The following is a 15,611-nucleotide window of genomic DNA, read 5'->3' on the forward strand; positions in this document are numbered from 1 at the left end:
ATTGTGGCTCGAAAAATTCAAGCGATTAGAGGGATGAATGACATCTTACCTGATCAATCTTCTGTTTGGCTGTATCTTGAAAAAACAGTAGCGGATGTTGTTAAGTCTTATGGGTATCAGCAAATTCGTTTTCCTATTGTTGAAAATACAGATTTGTTTAAACGTGGTGTTGGTGAAACAACTGACATTGTAGAAAAAGAAATGTATACCTTTGAAGACCGTAATGGTGAATCATTAACCTTGCGACCAGAAGGAACGGCAAGCTGTGTACGTGCTGCTGACCAAGCGGGGTTGTTGTTTAACCAAACTCAACGATTATGGTACACCGGGCCAATGTTTCGTTATGAGCGCCCACAAAAAGGTCGCTACCGTCAGTTCCATCAGATAGGTGTGGAATCTTTTGGTATAGCATCTGCAGATATTGATGCTGAATTGATTATTCTGTCTGCTCGTATGTGGCAAAAGCTAGGGCTTTTAGAGCATGTTGAGCTGCAATTAAATACAATTGGTTTAGCGTCTGAACGTGAAGCTTATAAAGCCGCTTTAGTTGACTATTTAGTACAGTTTAAAGATCAACTTGATGAAGATAGTCAGCGTCGGTTAACGACGAATCCGTTGCGTATTTTGGACTCTAAAGACGAATCTACACAAGCAGTTTTGAAAGATGCCCCAAGTCTTGAAGAATTTATTGGCGAAGAGTCGCAAGCTCATTTTGAACGATTACGAGCGATTCTTGAAACCAACAATGTACCTTATGTCATTAATCGTCGTTTAGTGCGTGGATTAGATTACTACGGTAAAACAGTTTTTGAATGGGTTACATCACATCTTGGTTCACAAGCAACGGTTTGTGCTGGTGGACGCTACGATGGCCTTGTTGAGCAATTAGGTGGCAAAGCAACCCCTGGGGTTGGTTTTGCAATGGGTATTGAACGTTTAATTTTATTACTCGAAACCTTAGATCTTGTTCCTGATGCTGCAAAATTCTCTATTGATGTCTTTATTATCAGTATGGGTGACGACGCTGAACTAGCATCTTTCACACTTGCTGAATGCTTGCGAGAGAGTAATTCTGATCTTGTTGTGTTACGACATTGTGGTGGCGGTAACTTTAAAAACCAAATGAAAAAAGCAGATCGCTCAGATGCTCAATTCACAATTATTTTGGGCCAAGACGAAGTAGATCAAGGCATTTGCCAAGTCAAAAATATGTCAACAGGTCAGCAAACATCTTGTTCGCTAGATAACGTGACTGAACACATTATTGATAGAAAACTATAATTCGATTAAATAAAGTACCGTTTTATAAAAAATAAAGCGGCGACTTGGATGAGGAAGTAAAAGTGGCAGAGTTAAAAACTGAAGAAGAACAAATCGAAGCATTTAAAGCTTGGTGGAAGAAAAACGGTGTGATGTTAATTCTTGCCATCGCGGTTTCTGCAGGCGGCTATTTTGGTTTACAAGCATGGCAAACTAGCAAGGCAAACTATACGAGTGAAGCCTCTTCCTTGTATCAAAACCTTGTTCAAGCTGCGGCTGATTTAAGTGATGAAGACAATCAGAAGACAGTTACTTTTATTGCCAATCAACTAACTGATGATTATGGCGATACCGGTTATGCCATGTTTGGGCAATTATTTTTAGCTCGTGTTGATGCTGAGAATGGAAAATATGATGAAGCTATTAAAGCGTTAGATACGGCTATTGGAAAAACAGAAGATGTTGCTTTTGTTGCTATTGCGAACCTTCGAGTAGCACGTTTATTGCTTCAGCAAGAAAACTATGCAGAGGCGATTGTTCGTGCCGAAGACGTAGCAGAAGTTGAATTTATTGCACAGAAACAAGAGCTTCTTGGTGATATTTTCATCTCGCAAGGTAAGCGTGAAGATGCACGTGTTGCTTATGAAAAAGCAAGTGCAGCATTGGGTGCTGGTATTACTCATCCTCTGCTTGATATTAAACTCAGGGATCTGGTGAAGGGCTAACTATGAGTAAGTCTTTTTTTGTCGTTTTATTGTTTGCAGTTTTAAGTATTCAAGGCTGTTCCAATGCTAGACCTCCGCTAGCGGATCTGCCTAGCCTAGATGATAAGGTTAACCTGAAAACATCTTGGCGTACCGGTGTTGATGGTAATTTCGGAGAAACTAGCGAACGCTTTAATCTTGTTGCAGAAAATGATTCTTTATTCTTTGTTACTGATGAAGGCAATGTTTATGAGTTAGAGCAAGAAGATGGAGACAGAAAAAATCTTGTTCCAACAGCGTATAAACCAAGTGCAGGAGTAACTCGTCAGGGTGATGTATTGTACTTTGGAACCTATGATGCTCAACTGGTTGCCGTTTCTTTATCAAGTAAATCTGTCCTATGGGAAAAAACATTAAGTTCAGAAATGTTATCAGAAGTTTCTTATGCTGCTGGTAAGATAGCTGTTCAAACAGCCGATGGATGGTTAAGTCTGTTAGATGCAGAGACAGGTGATACACTTTGGCGTGCCAAAGAAGATTTGCCATCTTTAACTGTACGCGGTACAAGTGCTCCGGTTATCTCTGAAGGTAAAGTGATGGCTGGTTTTGCCAATGGCAAATTGAATGCCTATTCTCTTCAAGAAGGTAAATTACTTTGGTCTTATGAGATAGGTAAAGCAGAAGGGCGTTATGAGATAGAGCGATTAAGTGACTTAGACGGTCGTTTAGTTGTAAGGGATGGCGTTGTATATGCTGTCGCTTACAATGGCACGGTAGCTGCTATTTCTATTAATACAGGGCGTACTGTGTGGCAACGCAGTATTTCTAGTTCTGTGGGAGTTGCTCTTCAGGGAGAGTTACTTGCCGTGGTTGATATGGAGAGCAATGTTATTCTCTTGAATGCCAAAAATGGCACAGAAATATGGCAAAACGTGACCCTTGTTGAACGTGATTTAATTTCACCAGAGTTCTTCCGTGACTATGTTGCAGTCATGGATAGAGGTGGCTATGTTCATTTGCTTGATTTAACAACAGGCGAAGTGGTTGCACAAAAACGAGCGGATAATAATGACCCATCAGGAAGTCGTATGGTGGCGAGTGGCAAAAAATTATTTATTCTTACGCCGGACTCTAACGTGACGGCATTAAGCTATTGAAATCAGTTTTTGATTTCTGCTAGCGATTTTTAAGAGGCTGCCATTCCTTAAAAGGATGGTGGCCGCTTTGTATTTTTATAGGTAAAAAAATGATTCCAGTTATTGCATTGGTTGGTAGACCCAATGTTGGCAAGTCAACGCTTTTTAATCAGTTGACGAAATCCCGTGACGCCTTGGTAGCAGATTACCCAGGCCTTACTCGAGATCGTAAATATGGTGATGGAAAGATTGGTGAGCATGAATTTATTGTTATTGATACTGGTGGTATCAGTGGTGATGAACAGGGTATTGATGAAAAAATGGCGCGCCAATCTATGCTCGCTATTGAAGAAGCAGATGCTGTTTTATTCTTGGTTGATGGTCGTCATGGTCTAAACCCAGCAGACGAAATGATTTCTAATCATTTACGTAAATCTAATAAACCTATTTTTGTTGTTGTAAACAAAACAGACGGTATTAATGAAGACATAGCATTAGCTGATTTCTACTCATTGGGCCTTGGTGCATTGCATCCGATTGCTGCCTCACATGGTAAAGGTGTGCATGTCTTAATTGATGTTGTAATGGTGCCATTTGCAGAAAGAATCGAAGAAGCTAGAAACCAAATCAATTTAGAGTCTCGTGGTATTCGTATAGGAGTTGTCGGGCGTCCAAATGTCGGCAAATCGACCTTAGTGAATCGTATGCTAGGTGAAGATCGAGTCATTGTTTTTGATATGCCGGGAACAACTCGTGACAGTGTTTATATTCCTTATACACGTAACGAAAAAGAATACACTCTTATTGATACAGCGGGTGTTCGTCGTCGTAAGCATGTAAAAGAAGCGGTGGAGAAATTCTCAATCGTTAAAACCTTACAAGCGATTCAAGATGCTAACGTTGTGATTGTGGTTATTGATTCACATGAAGATTTAGTAGAACAAGATCTTCACATGATTGGTTATGTATTAGATGCTGGTCGTGGTGTTGTCTTGGCTATTAATAAATGGGATGGGCTTCAAAAAGATGAGCGCGAGCATATTAAGAGTGAAGTTGAGCGTCGTCTAGGCTTTGTTCCCTATGCGAAGGTCCATTACATCTCTGCATTACACGGTACAGGCGTTGGTGATCTATATGACACTATTGAAAGTACGTATGAATCTTGTTACTCAAAATGGTCTACAAACCGTTTAACGCGCATTCTAGAAGACTCAGTATCAGAGCATCAACCTCCAATGGTGAATAGCCGTCGAATCAAACTTCGATATGCACACCAAGGTGGGTCGAATCCTCCTAGAATCGTAGTTCATGGTAATCAGACAGACTCCATTCCAGGTAGCTATAAACGTTACTTAGAAAATAAATTTAGAACGGTACTTAACATTACTGGTACGCCAATTATTTTTGAGTTTAAGTCATCTGAAAATCCTTATGCACCAAAGAAATAAGCGTAGGTTTTAGTCCTAATTAAAAAATCTCTAAGTGCCTTTTCTATTGAAAATTGCTTAGAGATTTTTTTGTTTAAAACGCATCAAATTATTTTATTCGAACCTCTCTGGGCTCTGTTATAGGCATAATCAACTAACTGGTATGGTCTCTATTGGTAGCACTTTGTTAATAAATCGCATTATATGAGTAGTAAATAAGTAATGACGGTGTCATCTGTTCAGATAACATCGTTTTTTACTTTTTTTTCATTAAAATCCCAACTTCAATAGTTGAGGTTTTTATGTTTTTTCTTCGTAGTTTTATTTATCTTCTTTTTGTCGCAGGGGTTGCCCAGCTTATTTCTCTGGAGGGATTTCAGTTATTGTCTGGTGCTGAATACAGTGAGCATTCTCTTACTGAGTATATGCAAGATACTATGGCCTTTCTTAGCTGTATGTTATTTTTGTATGCAGCGCATTTGGATGAAAAATTAAGAGTTTCTTCGATACTGGCTGCTGCATTATTAGCGATGATGCTTGTTCGTGAGTCTGACTCTTTGTTGGATTTTTATGTGTTCGATGGTGCATGGCAGACGATTGTTGGTTTGATTATTGTGTTTGCTCTAGTATTTCTATGGGGGCGATTTTCTTCAGCTTATGCTTCATTAAAAGCATATTCTTCAGAAGCCAGCTTTGGGACTTTTCTTGCAGGTTTTTTCGCTATATTGGCTTTTTCTCGCTTAATGGGGCGAGGTGCATTTTGGCAAGCAGTAATGGGAGACTCTTACATGCGTATCGTCAAAAATATAGTGGAAGAAGGAATCGAAACCTTTGGTTATACTCTGATCTTTATCTCCGCCCTTGAGTTGGTATTTGTTTGTCTTAGAAGAAATCGACAATCGATTTTTCTAGTTCAACCAGCTTAACCTCAATTAACATTATCGAACGAATAGAGAATTTAAAAAGTGCCTTATGTTTTACCTTTGTATTTCTTTTAAAAAATTACAGAGATAAAACACAGGACGCTTTTTTATTGGTCATTGGGCGGTTTGTATTAATTGGTTGGTTCTTTTCTATTGACGAGATTTGACCTTCGACTTACGGCGTTTGACTTGGCCGCCATTATTCGCTGGTGTACCAGAAGAGCGACCTGTTGGCGTATCAGGTGACGAAGAGCCTTTGTTTACTTGTTTCTTACGTGCTTTATCCGTTGCTGCATTCTTAGCCATAGTCGGTCGATTTGACGTATGAGAGGCGCCTGTACCTTGTCCTGGTTGAGCTTTCTTCGGGCGCCGCGAGATTTGGTTGTCTTTATCCGCAGAAGGCACCAGTTTATTGTCACCATTACCAATAAGATCCGGACGACCCATTTGTATTAGTGTGTTGCGCAGATCTTGCCAGTTACTTGGGTCGTGATAGCGCAAAAAGCCTTTCTGAACAACGCGTTGTTTAGCGTCTTTCGGTGTATAAACGTCTTCGCTTTTATAGGTCACCGGCTTCAACGGGTTCTTACCTGAATGATACATAGCCGTGGCGATTGACATCGGCGATGGGTAAAAGGTTTGTACTTGGTCTGGCTTAAAGTCATTAGTCTTCAGCCAAAGTGCGAGATTCATCATGTCTTCGTCTGAGCTACCAGGGTGAGCAGCAATAAAATAAGGAATCAAATGCTGCTTTTTACCCGCTTCTTTTGAATATTTATCAAACATACGTTTGAAACGGTCATAAGATCCCATGCCTGGCTTCATCATTTTAGACAATGTGTCTGTCTCTGAGTGCTCAGGTGCGATTTTTAATAGGCCGCCAACATGGTGGGTAACAAGTTCTCGAACGTACTCAGGATCTTCTACCGCTAGGTCATAACGTAAACCTGATGCAATCGATACCGTATGAATTCCTTCAATCGCTCGAGTTTTACGATACAAGGATGTGGTCGGGCTGTGATCTGTGTTTAAGTTTGAACAGATGACAGGATAGACACAAGACAGTTTTCGACAGGATGCTTGAACTTCATCGTCATTACAATTCAAGGTGTACATATTGGAGGTTGGGCCACCAAGGTCTGAAATATGACCTGTAAATCCAGGTACTTTGGCCTTGATGTCTTCAATTTCGTTCAGAATTGATTCATGAGACCGAGATTGAATCACTCGGCCTTCATGCTCTGTTATTGAACAGAATGTACAGCCTCCAAAGCAGCCACGCATAATATTGATCGATGTTTTGATCATGTCATAAGCAGGAATACGTGCTTTTTGGTATTTAGGGTGGGGCACGCGAGCATAAGGTAAATCAAATACGCCATCCATTTCTGGTGTTTCTAATGGAATTGGTGGTGGATTTACCCAAATTTCTTTTTTGCCATGTTTTTGTATCAAGGCACGAGCATTATGTGGATTTGATTCAAGGTGTAAAATACGTGACGTGTGGGCGTATAAAACAGGGTCTTTAGAGACTTTTTCAAAAGAAGGAAGGCGAATGTAGGTCTTCTCAGGATCAAGCTTTTCGCCACGGCGCAATGGCGCTGGTATAACACGAATAGGCATGACATCTGGGTCTTCATCCTTAGTCTGACACTTGCCTTCAGGAATGTATTCGTATGGGCTGTAAACCTGATCAATCTTCCCCGGCCAATCTACACGAGTAGAGTCAATTTCTGTATAGCCACCCGGTGGTGTGTCACGAACAATAGTCGTACCACGAATGTTGGTTAGCTCATTAATGCTTTTACCTTGAGACATTTCATTTGTGACATCAATAATGGCACGTTCTGCGTTGCCATAAAGCAAAATGTCAGCAGTGGAATCAATTAAGACTGAACGACGAACTTCGTTGCTCCAATAATCATATTGAGCAATGCGGCGCAGGCTGGCTTCAATTCCACCAACCATAACAGGGACGTCTTGGAAGGCTTCTTTACAGCGCTGTGAATACACAATGACGGCGCGATCGGGGCGTTTTCCGCCAACACCGTAAGGTGTATAGGCATCATCATTACGTACTTTCAAATCAGCGGTGTAACGGTTTATTAAAGAATCCATGTTTCCGGCAGTAACGCCAAAATATAAGTTGGGGCGACCAAGGCGCATAAAGTCATTTGTGTTACGCCAATCTGGCTGATCAATAATACCAACACGATAGCCCTGAGCTTCCAATAAGCGTCCTAGTACTGCCATACCAAAGCTTGGGTGATCTACATACGCGTCGCCCGTCACAATAATGACATCACAACTGTCCCAGCCGAGAGCGTCCATCTCTTCACGAGTCGTAGGAAGAAAAGGTGAAACGCCGTAACACTCAGCCCAATATAATGGGTAAGAAAATAAGTGCTTGGCTGTTTTATGTCGTTTGATCATTATTTGCTCTTGGTATCGGTATAATATCAGCGTTAGTAAGCTTTTATTATGAGAATACATCGGTTAACGGTGAAAAATGGTGCCGTATTATCCCAGAAAAAGACAAGGGTAGACAGATCTTAATTTTGAGAGAAAATGAGATATACATTCGTTTTTGTTTTCATGCTTGTATGTGCCACACACTTTCTTCAAAAAAAGTATAGCCTCGTTCTTTGTATTGTGGGTTTGTTTGTACCAGATTTTCAGAGGCAATTTTTTGAATTTGATTTCCCCATAATGAAATTACAGAAGAATCTTCGAGTGAGAATGGAGGGCCACTATTTTCACCATCATATTTTAGAGAAATGACCAGAGCGAATGCACTAGAGGATAAACGATCAAGCGTGTGAGTGACATAACTTTGACGTTTGGAATCTGGCATAGCCACCATAGCGGCTCTGTCATAACAAGCATCAAAATTCTTTTCTTGGAAAGTAAAATAGTCGCCTTCTACAATACGTAAAGGTAACTCTTTTACCGTATGAACTTTAAGCTCACCTTCGTGATATGTTTCGTAAGATAATTCGTTGTCGCCTAAAAATTGCACGACAGCAAGGGGAGATAATTCAATACCGGTTACTTGATAGCCTTGTTCTGCTAGCCAAATCATGTCATTGGATTTGCCACATAAAGGAACTAATACACGACTGTTTTTTGGTAGTGTAGGCCAAAATTCAATGAGTTTAGGATCTATTCCTTCTTGATGGAATCCAATGCGTCCGTCTTTCCAACGGTCTAACCAAAAGTCATTTGTAATCACAGTAACCTCTATTAAAAAATACTAGATTGAATAAAGAGTATTCGAAGAAATTTTATCTCAGTATAGACTTAGATAACTATTTCTAAGATAGTTCAGAGACTATTTTTACACATCAATTGCTTCATTTTAAGTACGGAAATATTATGTCTTTAGATAATGCACCTAAGCACGTTCAGCTCGCAGTCGATCTTATTGAATTACTAGAAACGAATAATGTAAAGAGTCAAGTTGCCGTAGCTGCTTTAGAGTTAGTATTAGCAGATTTTCAGGCTAAGCTTAAAGCAGAGGAATAACGTGAAGATCTAAATTTAGATATATCAATAAAAAATCGACCATATTCCAAACTGATTATTGGAATATGGTCGACTATCTGTTTAAGCGTAACGCCTTAAGAGCTATGCGTTAGTTTTAAAGCAACGAAAGGGGCATTATATTTTGAAGGATGCTGCTTTTTCTTCGTACTCTTGAGTTACCTTGTAAATACTGTCACTGCTTTGCATTAGCTCTTCCATTAACTCAGACAAAAGCTGAATGGCTTGAGCATTGTCGCTTACTTTTTCACTTATTAAGGCAATGACTTTATCCTGTTCTAAAGTACTTTCAGCAACCGTTTGACTCGTTATTGCAATGTTGCCAACGTCTTCTGCTCTTTTACGTAAGCCATTAGAAATACTTAGTGTATGCTCAACATTCAAACTTGTTCTTTTCTGACCAGATTCCATTGAACTCACTGTTTTATCAACACTGATGTTTAGTCTTTCAAGCACTTTTTCAATGTCATCAGTGGATTCGCTAGAGCGTTGTGCAAGTGTTCTTACTTCATCAGCCACAACGGCAAAACCTCGTCCAGTTTCTCCAGCTCTTGCTGCTTCAATGGCCGCGTTTAAAGCAAGTAAATTTGTTTGCTCAGAAATACTGCGTATAGCTTGTAGCAGTTGAGTGATAGCGTCAACTTCAGATGTTAAGGCTTGAAGAGAATCAGATATAGAGGTGGTATCTTGTTCCAATAACTCCATATCTTGCATGATAGTAAGTGCCTGCTGCCTATCATTTATCGTATCTTTTTCTAACTCGCGGACAATGTGGGCCGATTGTGAGCTACTTTCTGATACTGATTTCATTGATTGTGACACTTCTTCAGTAGCCGATGCCGTATCTAAAGAACGATGTTTACTTTCTTCTACACTGGTACAAGCTTTATCTGTAATGCTGTTGATTTTATTGCTTGAACTTACAAGAACTTTTGCAATTTTTTGGTAATCACTAAACAAAGAAGACAGTTTCTCTAGTAAGTTATTTAATGAAACTTCAGCATTTGAAGATGGATTCTCAACGCGAATAGACAAATCATTTTTATTGGAGATTTGTTCGATTGCAGCGGCAATTTTTATGTTAGCTGAAGACTCTTTTGTCATCAGGTGAGCCATGTATATAAGTATACCGGCTTCCGCAATGGCGAATGCGCAATGGACAATCATAATAGCCATATTATGGTGTCCGGAAAATATCATAATCGGCATATCACCTATATGAACACCAGCCATTTGAACATACATGAAACCAACATGATAAAGTGCAGTGGTTACAAGTGCTGCAATAATAGGTTGCCACTTTTGATAGATAAGAAGAACAACCATCGAAGCAAATATATGGAAATGCATCTCAACGAGCCCTAATTGGCTTTGAATTAGGAAGGAAGAAACAAGCATCATTAAAATACCGGCAAAGATAGAAAATGCCAGTTGACCTTTAAATAAGCTGTAAACGGTTTGAGTTGCGACAATCAAAATTACGGCGGCAATTAAGGTAAAAGAAAAAAGTGCTTCTCCTATAAGGCCACTGAGTAGCAATACTGGCGCTTGAGCCATTAAAGCTTTGTATACAAATAAATCGTTTTTTAAAGTACGTTGTTTCGACGGTGTCATTATTATTTCCATTTTTATGGCCTTATAAAATTAATTGAAAATTTATAAGCTCACTTTTAATTTAAAGTTTATTAGATTAGCTAGAACCTTTTCATTCATAAGTATTGGTTAATTGAAGTAATTTTATTAACTAATTGGTTACTAGCCAAGATATTTCTTTTTTCTATATCCTATAAAAAATAAGGGTATTACTCTGAATGCTTCTAAGTAATTGACCAATCAGTTGAAAATATAGAATAAGAACTTTTTATTAATATAAGAGAATTCTGTTTTTTTTTGATTTGATAATGTAATAGATTGTGGAACCTGTTGGACTGATTCTCATTTGTATTACCTTGTCTTGTCTAGAGTTCTTATTAACGATTGCTCAATCGTATGGATAGTTAGGAAACAATAAAGAGTCTGAAAAATAACCGGTCGATTTATTCTTGATTGGACTGAATAAGGTATAATAATGAACTCTTGATACTATGAGCTTTATTTTGCAGACACTAGAAAAACTTAAAAAAGGAGAGCTACAAGGCATCACTCGCCTGCAGTTGTCCGAAAATCTAACCAACTTCCCTGACGCTATTTTTGACCTTGCTGATAGTTTAGAAATCTTGGATTTATCTAATAATCATCTAAGCCAATTGCCGGATGATCTTCATAGATTAACAGAGCTTCGTATCCTATTTTGTTCAAACAACCGTTTTACTGAATTACCAAGTATTTTAGGGCAATGTAAAAAACTCGAAATGATAGGCTTTAAAACCAATCAAATTAGGCATGTTTCATCAGCATCACTTCCAGACCAAACTCGGTGGTTGATTTTGACCGATAATCAAATTGAAGCATTGCCTGATGACTGTGGTCGATTAACCCGTTTGCAAAAGTTAGCATTGGCTGGAAACCGTTTGGTCTCTCTTCCTATGTCGATGGTTAATTGCCAGAAGCTAGAATTGATACGACTCTCTGCCAATCAATTTGCTGCGTTCCCAGACCAACTATTAAATCTACCTCGTTTAGCTTGGTTAGCGTTTTCGGGCAATCCATTTTGTATCAACCGTGATCCACATAATGAATTTAAAACCGTGTCATTCTGTGACCTCGCTTTGCATCAAGTATTAGGGCAGGGCGCATCCGGTGTTATTTCTCTAGCAACTTGGGAGCGTAATGCGTTCAACTTTCCTGAAGAGGTTGCTGTAAAGGTTTTCAAAGGCGAAGTCACCAGTGACGGTTATCCAGAGGATGAATTGGATGCTTGTCTAGCGGTTGGTCACCATGACAATTTAGTAAAGCCATTAGCAAAAGTGGTGGAGACAGATCGTTCTGCTTTGGTGATGGGGTTAATTCCAGCCCATTATACTAATCTAGGAATGCCGCCAAGTTTGGTGTCTTGCACACGAGATACTTTTTCAACGGAGCTGTTTTTTTCGATTGAAAAAATTGCCCATATTATTGAGCAAGTTGATAATTTGGTCGCGCATTTTTGTCTGCGAAAAGTCAGTCACGGTGATCTGTATGCACACAATATCTTGATTAGTGAAGAAGGCCGCGTTTTGTTCGGTGACTTTGGTGCTGCATCAAAATACGGAAATCTGTCGTTAGAACAACAGCAAGGTATTGAGAAGATAGAGCAACGAGCATTGGGGTTCTTTATCGATGACATGCTGAGTTTGTGCGTAGAAAAAGATAAAGTGAGCCCTGCTTATAAAGCCTTAGAGTCTCGTCGTCTAAGTTAAAAGTCAGTTGAAAAACGGTTAAAAGCTAGTCAAAAAAAATGCCCGTTCTTCGAAAGAGGAACGGGCATTTTTATTTCAAAACGCATTATCAAAAGATAAGGTTTACAACGCTTTTGCGCTTTCAGTCAAACGAATAGCTTGATCGCAGGCGTTTGCAAGTTCAGCACCTTTTTTAATGAAGTGGCGGCTAAAGTAATCTTTATGCTCATCATGTTCATGGAAATTATGTGGCGTCAGTACAGCAGTTAAAACTGGTACTTCCGTTTCCAATTGAACTTGCATGATTGCATTGCAGACAGTTTGAGCAACAAAATCATGACGATAAATACCGCCATCCACAACTAACGCGCTGCCAGCAATGGCAGAATACTTGCCACTTTTTGCTAATAGTTTTGCTTGTAGTGGAATTTCATAAGCGCCAGGTACAGGAATGATATCAATTAACGATGCATCGTAACCGCGAGAAATCAATTCGTTTTTAAAACTGTTAACACAATTTAATACAATCTCTTCATGCCACGTTGCGTGAAGAATCGCGATGCGTTTTGTTGCTGGTGTGAAATCAATGTGATTCGTTGAGCTCTGATTCATTTTAAAATCCTATAAATATAAGGTGAATCAGGGCGAACGGACAGGCAAATACGCCATATTTATATGGCATACCATGATACGGCGCCGTAAGAATACGACTCCGCTATAGGTCTTGTCTGACACGCTCTCTATCATCCGGACTGTAACCGTCGGCTCTGGAGTTACACCAGATCTGCTGACCCTAAAAGCACTTTAATATAAAAATGCTTAAAGGCGCTCGCGGGCTTAGACGTTACTTAATAAGTGCAGTCTTTACCGCCGGTGGGGAATTTCACCCCGCCCCGAGAACGAAATCGAAAAATTCGATGGGGCAAATATACTTTTTTTTACAGCCCGCTGTCAAAGCGTGTTTGGCATTCAAATGTGTCTATAATTAGGAAAGATGTAAAGAGTCAAAAAAAGTCGAAAAATGTGAGCAAATATAAGATGAAAATCATAACGAAAACTTTACGATTAGCAGGGCGTTTATAAAGGTTTGGTCGATATATAATAGAGCCCAAACCATTGGTGTATTTTGATACTGACCAGTGCTGAATATACAAATTTATTGCAATCAATCGTCTAATGTTTAAACGGAGCTTTACGTAATGAAAATGACGCCTTTACAACATGCAATTCTTGTTTTCGCTGTTGTTGGATTGACGGCGTGTAGTTCATTTAATAACGACGGTTTAACTGAAAGCAATATACAAACAAATGCTGCTGTATATTCCTGTAATGGGAAACCTTTAAGTGTTTTGTTTCATGCTGAGCAGGCCCAAGTTACTTGGGAGGGTAAAGAGTATTTACTTAATCATATCGTCAGTGCATCTGGTTCTTCTTACTTAGCAGATGACGCGTCTTTTTGGGTTCACCAAAAGGAAGCAAAATTAATTCTAGATGATATGGATGTGATCCAGTGTGACTTAGTGCGTATCGACGCTTAAAATACATATTAAACGTTTCTTATTTTGAATAGATTTACCTGAAGAATGCTCATCTTTAAAATTGGCGTTTTCATCACGTCAAATACCCAAACCGTGTACAATACTGCCATTCGCGTCAAAGACGCTCGACTTTATACAGACAGAAAATAGAGACAGAATGAGCAAGTTATTTGTAATGGGCATGGGTCCAGGTGATTTAGGTTTGGTTGCACCGAATGCAACACATGCGTTAGACGCTTGTACTGATTGGGTCGCCTACGGCTATTATTTAGATTTATTAGGTGAGTTGAGTGAAGGAAAAACTTTTCATGATTTACCGTTAGGAGAAGAGATAGGCCGCGCTCGTTTAGCGCTGTCTCTTGCTGCTGAAGGCAAAGCCACCGCGCTAATCTCCAGTGGAGACATCGGTATTTACGCCATGGCAACCTTAGTTTTCGAACTTTTAGATTTGCAGCTGCAAGGTAAAGAAAACCACCCAGAATGGCTTGATGTAGAAATTGAAGTAATCCCAGGTATTTCTGCGATGCAAGCAGGAGCAAGCCGCGTTGGTGCTATGTTAGGCCACGACTTCTGCACTATTTCATTATCCGATTTATTAACGCCTTGGGAAACTATCGACAAACGTTTACACGCCTGTGGCGCAGGCGACTTTGTGGTGTCTTTCTACAACCCCGTATCCAAAAAGCGTGATTGGCAATTGAATCACGCTCGTGATGTTTTATTACAATATCGCCCTGCAACTACCCCCGTTATGATAGGTCGACAATTAACGCGACCAGAAGAAGACATAACCTTCACAACGCTTGGCGAATTAGACGCAAAAGACGTGGACATGTTTACTATGGTAAGTGTGGGTAATTCCGATACCAAGCACATAGTAAATGGTGATAAACATTGGATTTATACGCCACGCGGTTATTCAAAGAAACTTTAATCATTAAGGGTGTGATCACATGACAGTTTATTTTATTGGTGCAGGCCCCGGCGATCCAGATTTGATGACCGTAAAAGCGGTCAAAATCATGGCGCGTTGTCCTGTTATTTTGTATGCAGGTTCTTTGATTCCAACACAAGTGATCGACAGCGTGCGTGATACCGCAGAAGCCATTTACGATACGGCCGAAATGAATCTAGACGAAACCACCGCCGTCATTGAAAAAGCCGCAAAAGAAGGCAAAGACGTGGCACGTTTGCAATGTGGTGACCCTGCATTGTACGGCGCAATTGGCGAACAAATTCGTCGCTTAGAAGCATTCGATATTGATTATGAAGTGATTCCTGGCGTCAGTGCCGTTGCTGCATCCGCAGCCATGTTGAAGAAAGAACTTACGCTGTCTGGCGTGTCACAAACAGTCATCATGACGCGCTACGAAGGTAAAACACCTTTCCCAGAGCGTGAGCGTTTGCCTGCGTTGGCACAAAGTGGCGCGACCTTAGCCATTCATCTTGGTATCACACGTATTCATAAGATAGTAGAAGAGCTATTGCCACATTATGGTGAAGATTGCCCTATAGCGGTTTGTTATCGAACCAGCTGGCCAGATCAAGACTATGTGATCGGTACCTTATCGGATATAGTCGCAAAAGTTAGGGAAAAAAAATTCACTCGCACCTGTTTAATATTGGTCGGGAAAGTTCTGGATACAGAAGATTTTGCGGATTCTTATTTATACGACAAAAGCCAAGCGCATATCTTTCGTCCAATACATAAACTGAAACAAGAGCATAAATCTAAAAACAAAAAGCCTACAGAGCAGGATTAA

14 protein-coding genes and 1 riboswitch are annotated in these 15,611 nt (G+C 39.9%); of the genes, 10 read left to right on the top strand and 4 right to left on the bottom strand.

The features are described from left to right. Positions 1-3: 3 nt before the first annotated feature. The 5 genes from hisS (at position 4) to IF202_RS09465 (ending at position 5,453) form a co-directional block, all read left to right on the top strand. Complete coding sequence (gene hisS / locus IF202_RS09445; protein WP_191594665.1) at positions 4-1,281, top strand: histidine--tRNA ligase; 1,278 nt, start codon at positions 4-6, stop codon at positions 1,279-1,281. A 62-nt stretch (positions 1,282-1,343) separates the two neighbouring features. Continuing rightward, a complete protein-coding gene (locus IF202_RS09450) occupies positions 1,344-1,985 on the top strand; it encodes a YfgM family protein (RefSeq protein WP_191594666.1) in 642 nt (213 codons plus the stop codon). 2 nt (positions 1,986-1,987) lie between these two features. Further along, positions 1,988-3,121, top strand: a complete 1,134-nt coding sequence (gene bamB, locus IF202_RS09455) for an outer membrane protein assembly factor BamB (protein ID WP_191594667.1) — start codon at positions 1,988-1,990, stop codon at positions 3,119-3,121. 89 nt (positions 3,122-3,210) lie between these two features. Further along, positions 3,211-4,548 carry a ribosome biogenesis GTPase Der gene (gene der, locus IF202_RS09460; protein WP_191594668.1) on the top strand — a complete coding sequence of 446 codons (1,338 nt, stop codon included), beginning with the start codon at positions 3,211-3,213 and terminating at the stop codon, positions 4,546-4,548. Positions 4,549-4,829: 281 nt separating this feature from the next. Continuing rightward, entirely contained in the window at positions 4,830-5,453 is a 624-nt protein-coding gene (locus tag IF202_RS09465) for a hypothetical protein (RefSeq protein ID WP_191594669.1), read from the top strand. Positions 5,454-5,600: 147 nt separating this feature from the next. Here IF202_RS09465 and IF202_RS09470 read toward each other — a convergent pair whose 3' ends face one another. Beyond that, a complete protein-coding gene (locus IF202_RS09470) occupies positions 5,601-7,883 on the bottom strand; it encodes a YgiQ family radical SAM protein (RefSeq protein WP_191594670.1) in 2,283 nt (760 codons plus the stop codon). Between the two features lie 160 nt (positions 7,884-8,043). Then, positions 8,044-8,682: a class I SAM-dependent methyltransferase gene (locus tag IF202_RS09475; RefSeq protein WP_191594671.1), complete on the bottom strand. Its 639-nt coding sequence runs from the start codon at positions 8,680-8,682 to the stop codon at positions 8,044-8,046. 143 nt (positions 8,683-8,825) lie between these two features. Between IF202_RS09475 and IF202_RS09480 the strand changes: the two genes are divergently transcribed. Further along, the gene (locus IF202_RS09480; protein WP_191594672.1) at positions 8,826-8,975 is read left to right on the top strand and encodes a DUF2496 domain-containing protein; all 150 of its coding nucleotides are present in this window, start codon (positions 8,826-8,828) and stop codon (positions 8,973-8,975) included. 135 nt (positions 8,976-9,110) lie between these two features. Here the strand turns inward: IF202_RS09480 and IF202_RS09485 are convergent, their stop codons facing one another. Continuing rightward, on the bottom strand, positions 9,111-10,607 hold the full coding sequence (locus IF202_RS09485) for a methyl-accepting chemotaxis protein (protein ID WP_191594673.1): 1,497 nt from the start codon (positions 10,605-10,607) through the stop codon (positions 9,111-9,113). A 470-nt stretch (positions 10,608-11,077) separates the two neighbouring features. Between IF202_RS09485 and IF202_RS09490 the strand changes: the two genes are divergently transcribed. Then, positions 11,078-12,331 carry a leucine-rich repeat-containing protein kinase family protein gene (locus IF202_RS09490; protein ID WP_235963435.1) on the top strand — a complete coding sequence of 418 codons (1,254 nt, stop codon included), beginning with the start codon at positions 11,078-11,080 and terminating at the stop codon, positions 12,329-12,331. Positions 12,332-12,433: 102 nt separating this feature from the next. On the opposite strand, the gene IF202_RS09495 is transcribed toward IF202_RS09490, so the two are convergent. Beyond that, positions 12,434-12,922 (bottom strand): 6,7-dimethyl-8-ribityllumazine synthase, encoded by a 489-nt coding sequence (locus tag IF202_RS09495; RefSeq protein WP_191594674.1) that lies wholly within the window; start codon positions 12,920-12,922, stop codon positions 12,434-12,436. Between the two features lie 119 nt (positions 12,923-13,041). Next, a riboswitch (FMN riboswitch) is annotated at positions 13,042-13,215 on the bottom strand. Positions 13,216-13,509: 294 nt separating this feature from the next. Here IF202_RS09495 and IF202_RS09500 point away from each other — a divergent pair. From IF202_RS09500 to cobM, 3 genes are all read left to right on the top strand, one after another. After that, positions 13,510-13,848, top strand: a complete 339-nt coding sequence (locus IF202_RS09500) for an MliC family protein (protein ID WP_191594675.1) — start codon at positions 13,510-13,512, stop codon at positions 13,846-13,848. Between the two features lie 157 nt (positions 13,849-14,005). Next, positions 14,006-14,782, top strand: a complete 777-nt coding sequence (gene cobJ / locus IF202_RS09505; RefSeq protein WP_191594676.1) for a precorrin-3B C(17)-methyltransferase — start codon at positions 14,006-14,008, stop codon at positions 14,780-14,782. Positions 14,783-14,801: 19 nt separating this feature from the next. Beyond that, positions 14,802-15,611: a precorrin-4 C(11)-methyltransferase gene (gene cobM / locus IF202_RS09510; RefSeq protein ID WP_191594677.1), complete on the top strand. Its 810-nt coding sequence runs from the start codon at positions 14,802-14,804 to the stop codon at positions 15,609-15,611.

Origin of the sequence: Marinomonas colpomeniae, assembly GCF_014803385.1 — a bacterium.
GTDB lineage: Bacteria > Pseudomonadota > Gammaproteobacteria > Pseudomonadales > Marinomonadaceae > Marinomonas > Marinomonas colpomeniae.

What these genes read in the sequence shown, in the direction of transcription:
- der (WP_191594668.1), top strand. Translation starts at nt 3,211, where the DNA reads ATGATTCCAGTTATTGCATTGGTTGGTAGACCCAATGTTGGCAAGTCA.
- cobJ (WP_191594676.1), top strand. Translation starts at nt 14,006, where the DNA reads ATGAGCAAGTTATTTGTAATGGGCATGGGTCCAGGTGATTTAGGTTTG.
- IF202_RS09470 (WP_191594670.1), bottom strand. Translation starts at nt 7,883, where the DNA reads ATGATCAAACGACATAAAACAGCCAAGCACTTATTTTCTTACCCATTA.
- IF202_RS09480 (WP_191594672.1), top strand. Translation starts at nt 8,826, where the DNA reads ATGTCTTTAGATAATGCACCTAAGCACGTTCAGCTCGCAGTCGATCTT.
- IF202_RS09485 (WP_191594673.1), bottom strand. Translation starts at nt 10,607, where the DNA reads ATGACACCGTCGAAACAACGTACTTTAAAAAACGATTTATTTGTATAC.
- IF202_RS09465 (WP_191594669.1), top strand. Translation starts at nt 4,830, where the DNA reads ATGTTTTTTCTTCGTAGTTTTATTTATCTTCTTTTTGTCGCAGGGGTT.
- IF202_RS09495 (WP_191594674.1), bottom strand. Translation starts at nt 12,922, where the DNA reads ATGAATCAGAGCTCAACGAATCACATTGATTTCACACCAGCAACAAAA.
- IF202_RS09490 (WP_235963435.1), top strand. Translation starts at nt 11,078, where the DNA reads ATGAGCTTTATTTTGCAGACACTAGAAAAACTTAAAAAAGGAGAGCTA.
- cobM (WP_191594677.1), top strand. Translation starts at nt 14,802, where the DNA reads ATGACAGTTTATTTTATTGGTGCAGGCCCCGGCGATCCAGATTTGATG.
- IF202_RS09500 (WP_191594675.1), top strand. Translation starts at nt 13,510, where the DNA reads ATGAAAATGACGCCTTTACAACATGCAATTCTTGTTTTCGCTGTTGTT.
- bamB (WP_191594667.1), top strand. Translation starts at nt 1,988, where the DNA reads ATGAGTAAGTCTTTTTTTGTCGTTTTATTGTTTGCAGTTTTAAGTATT.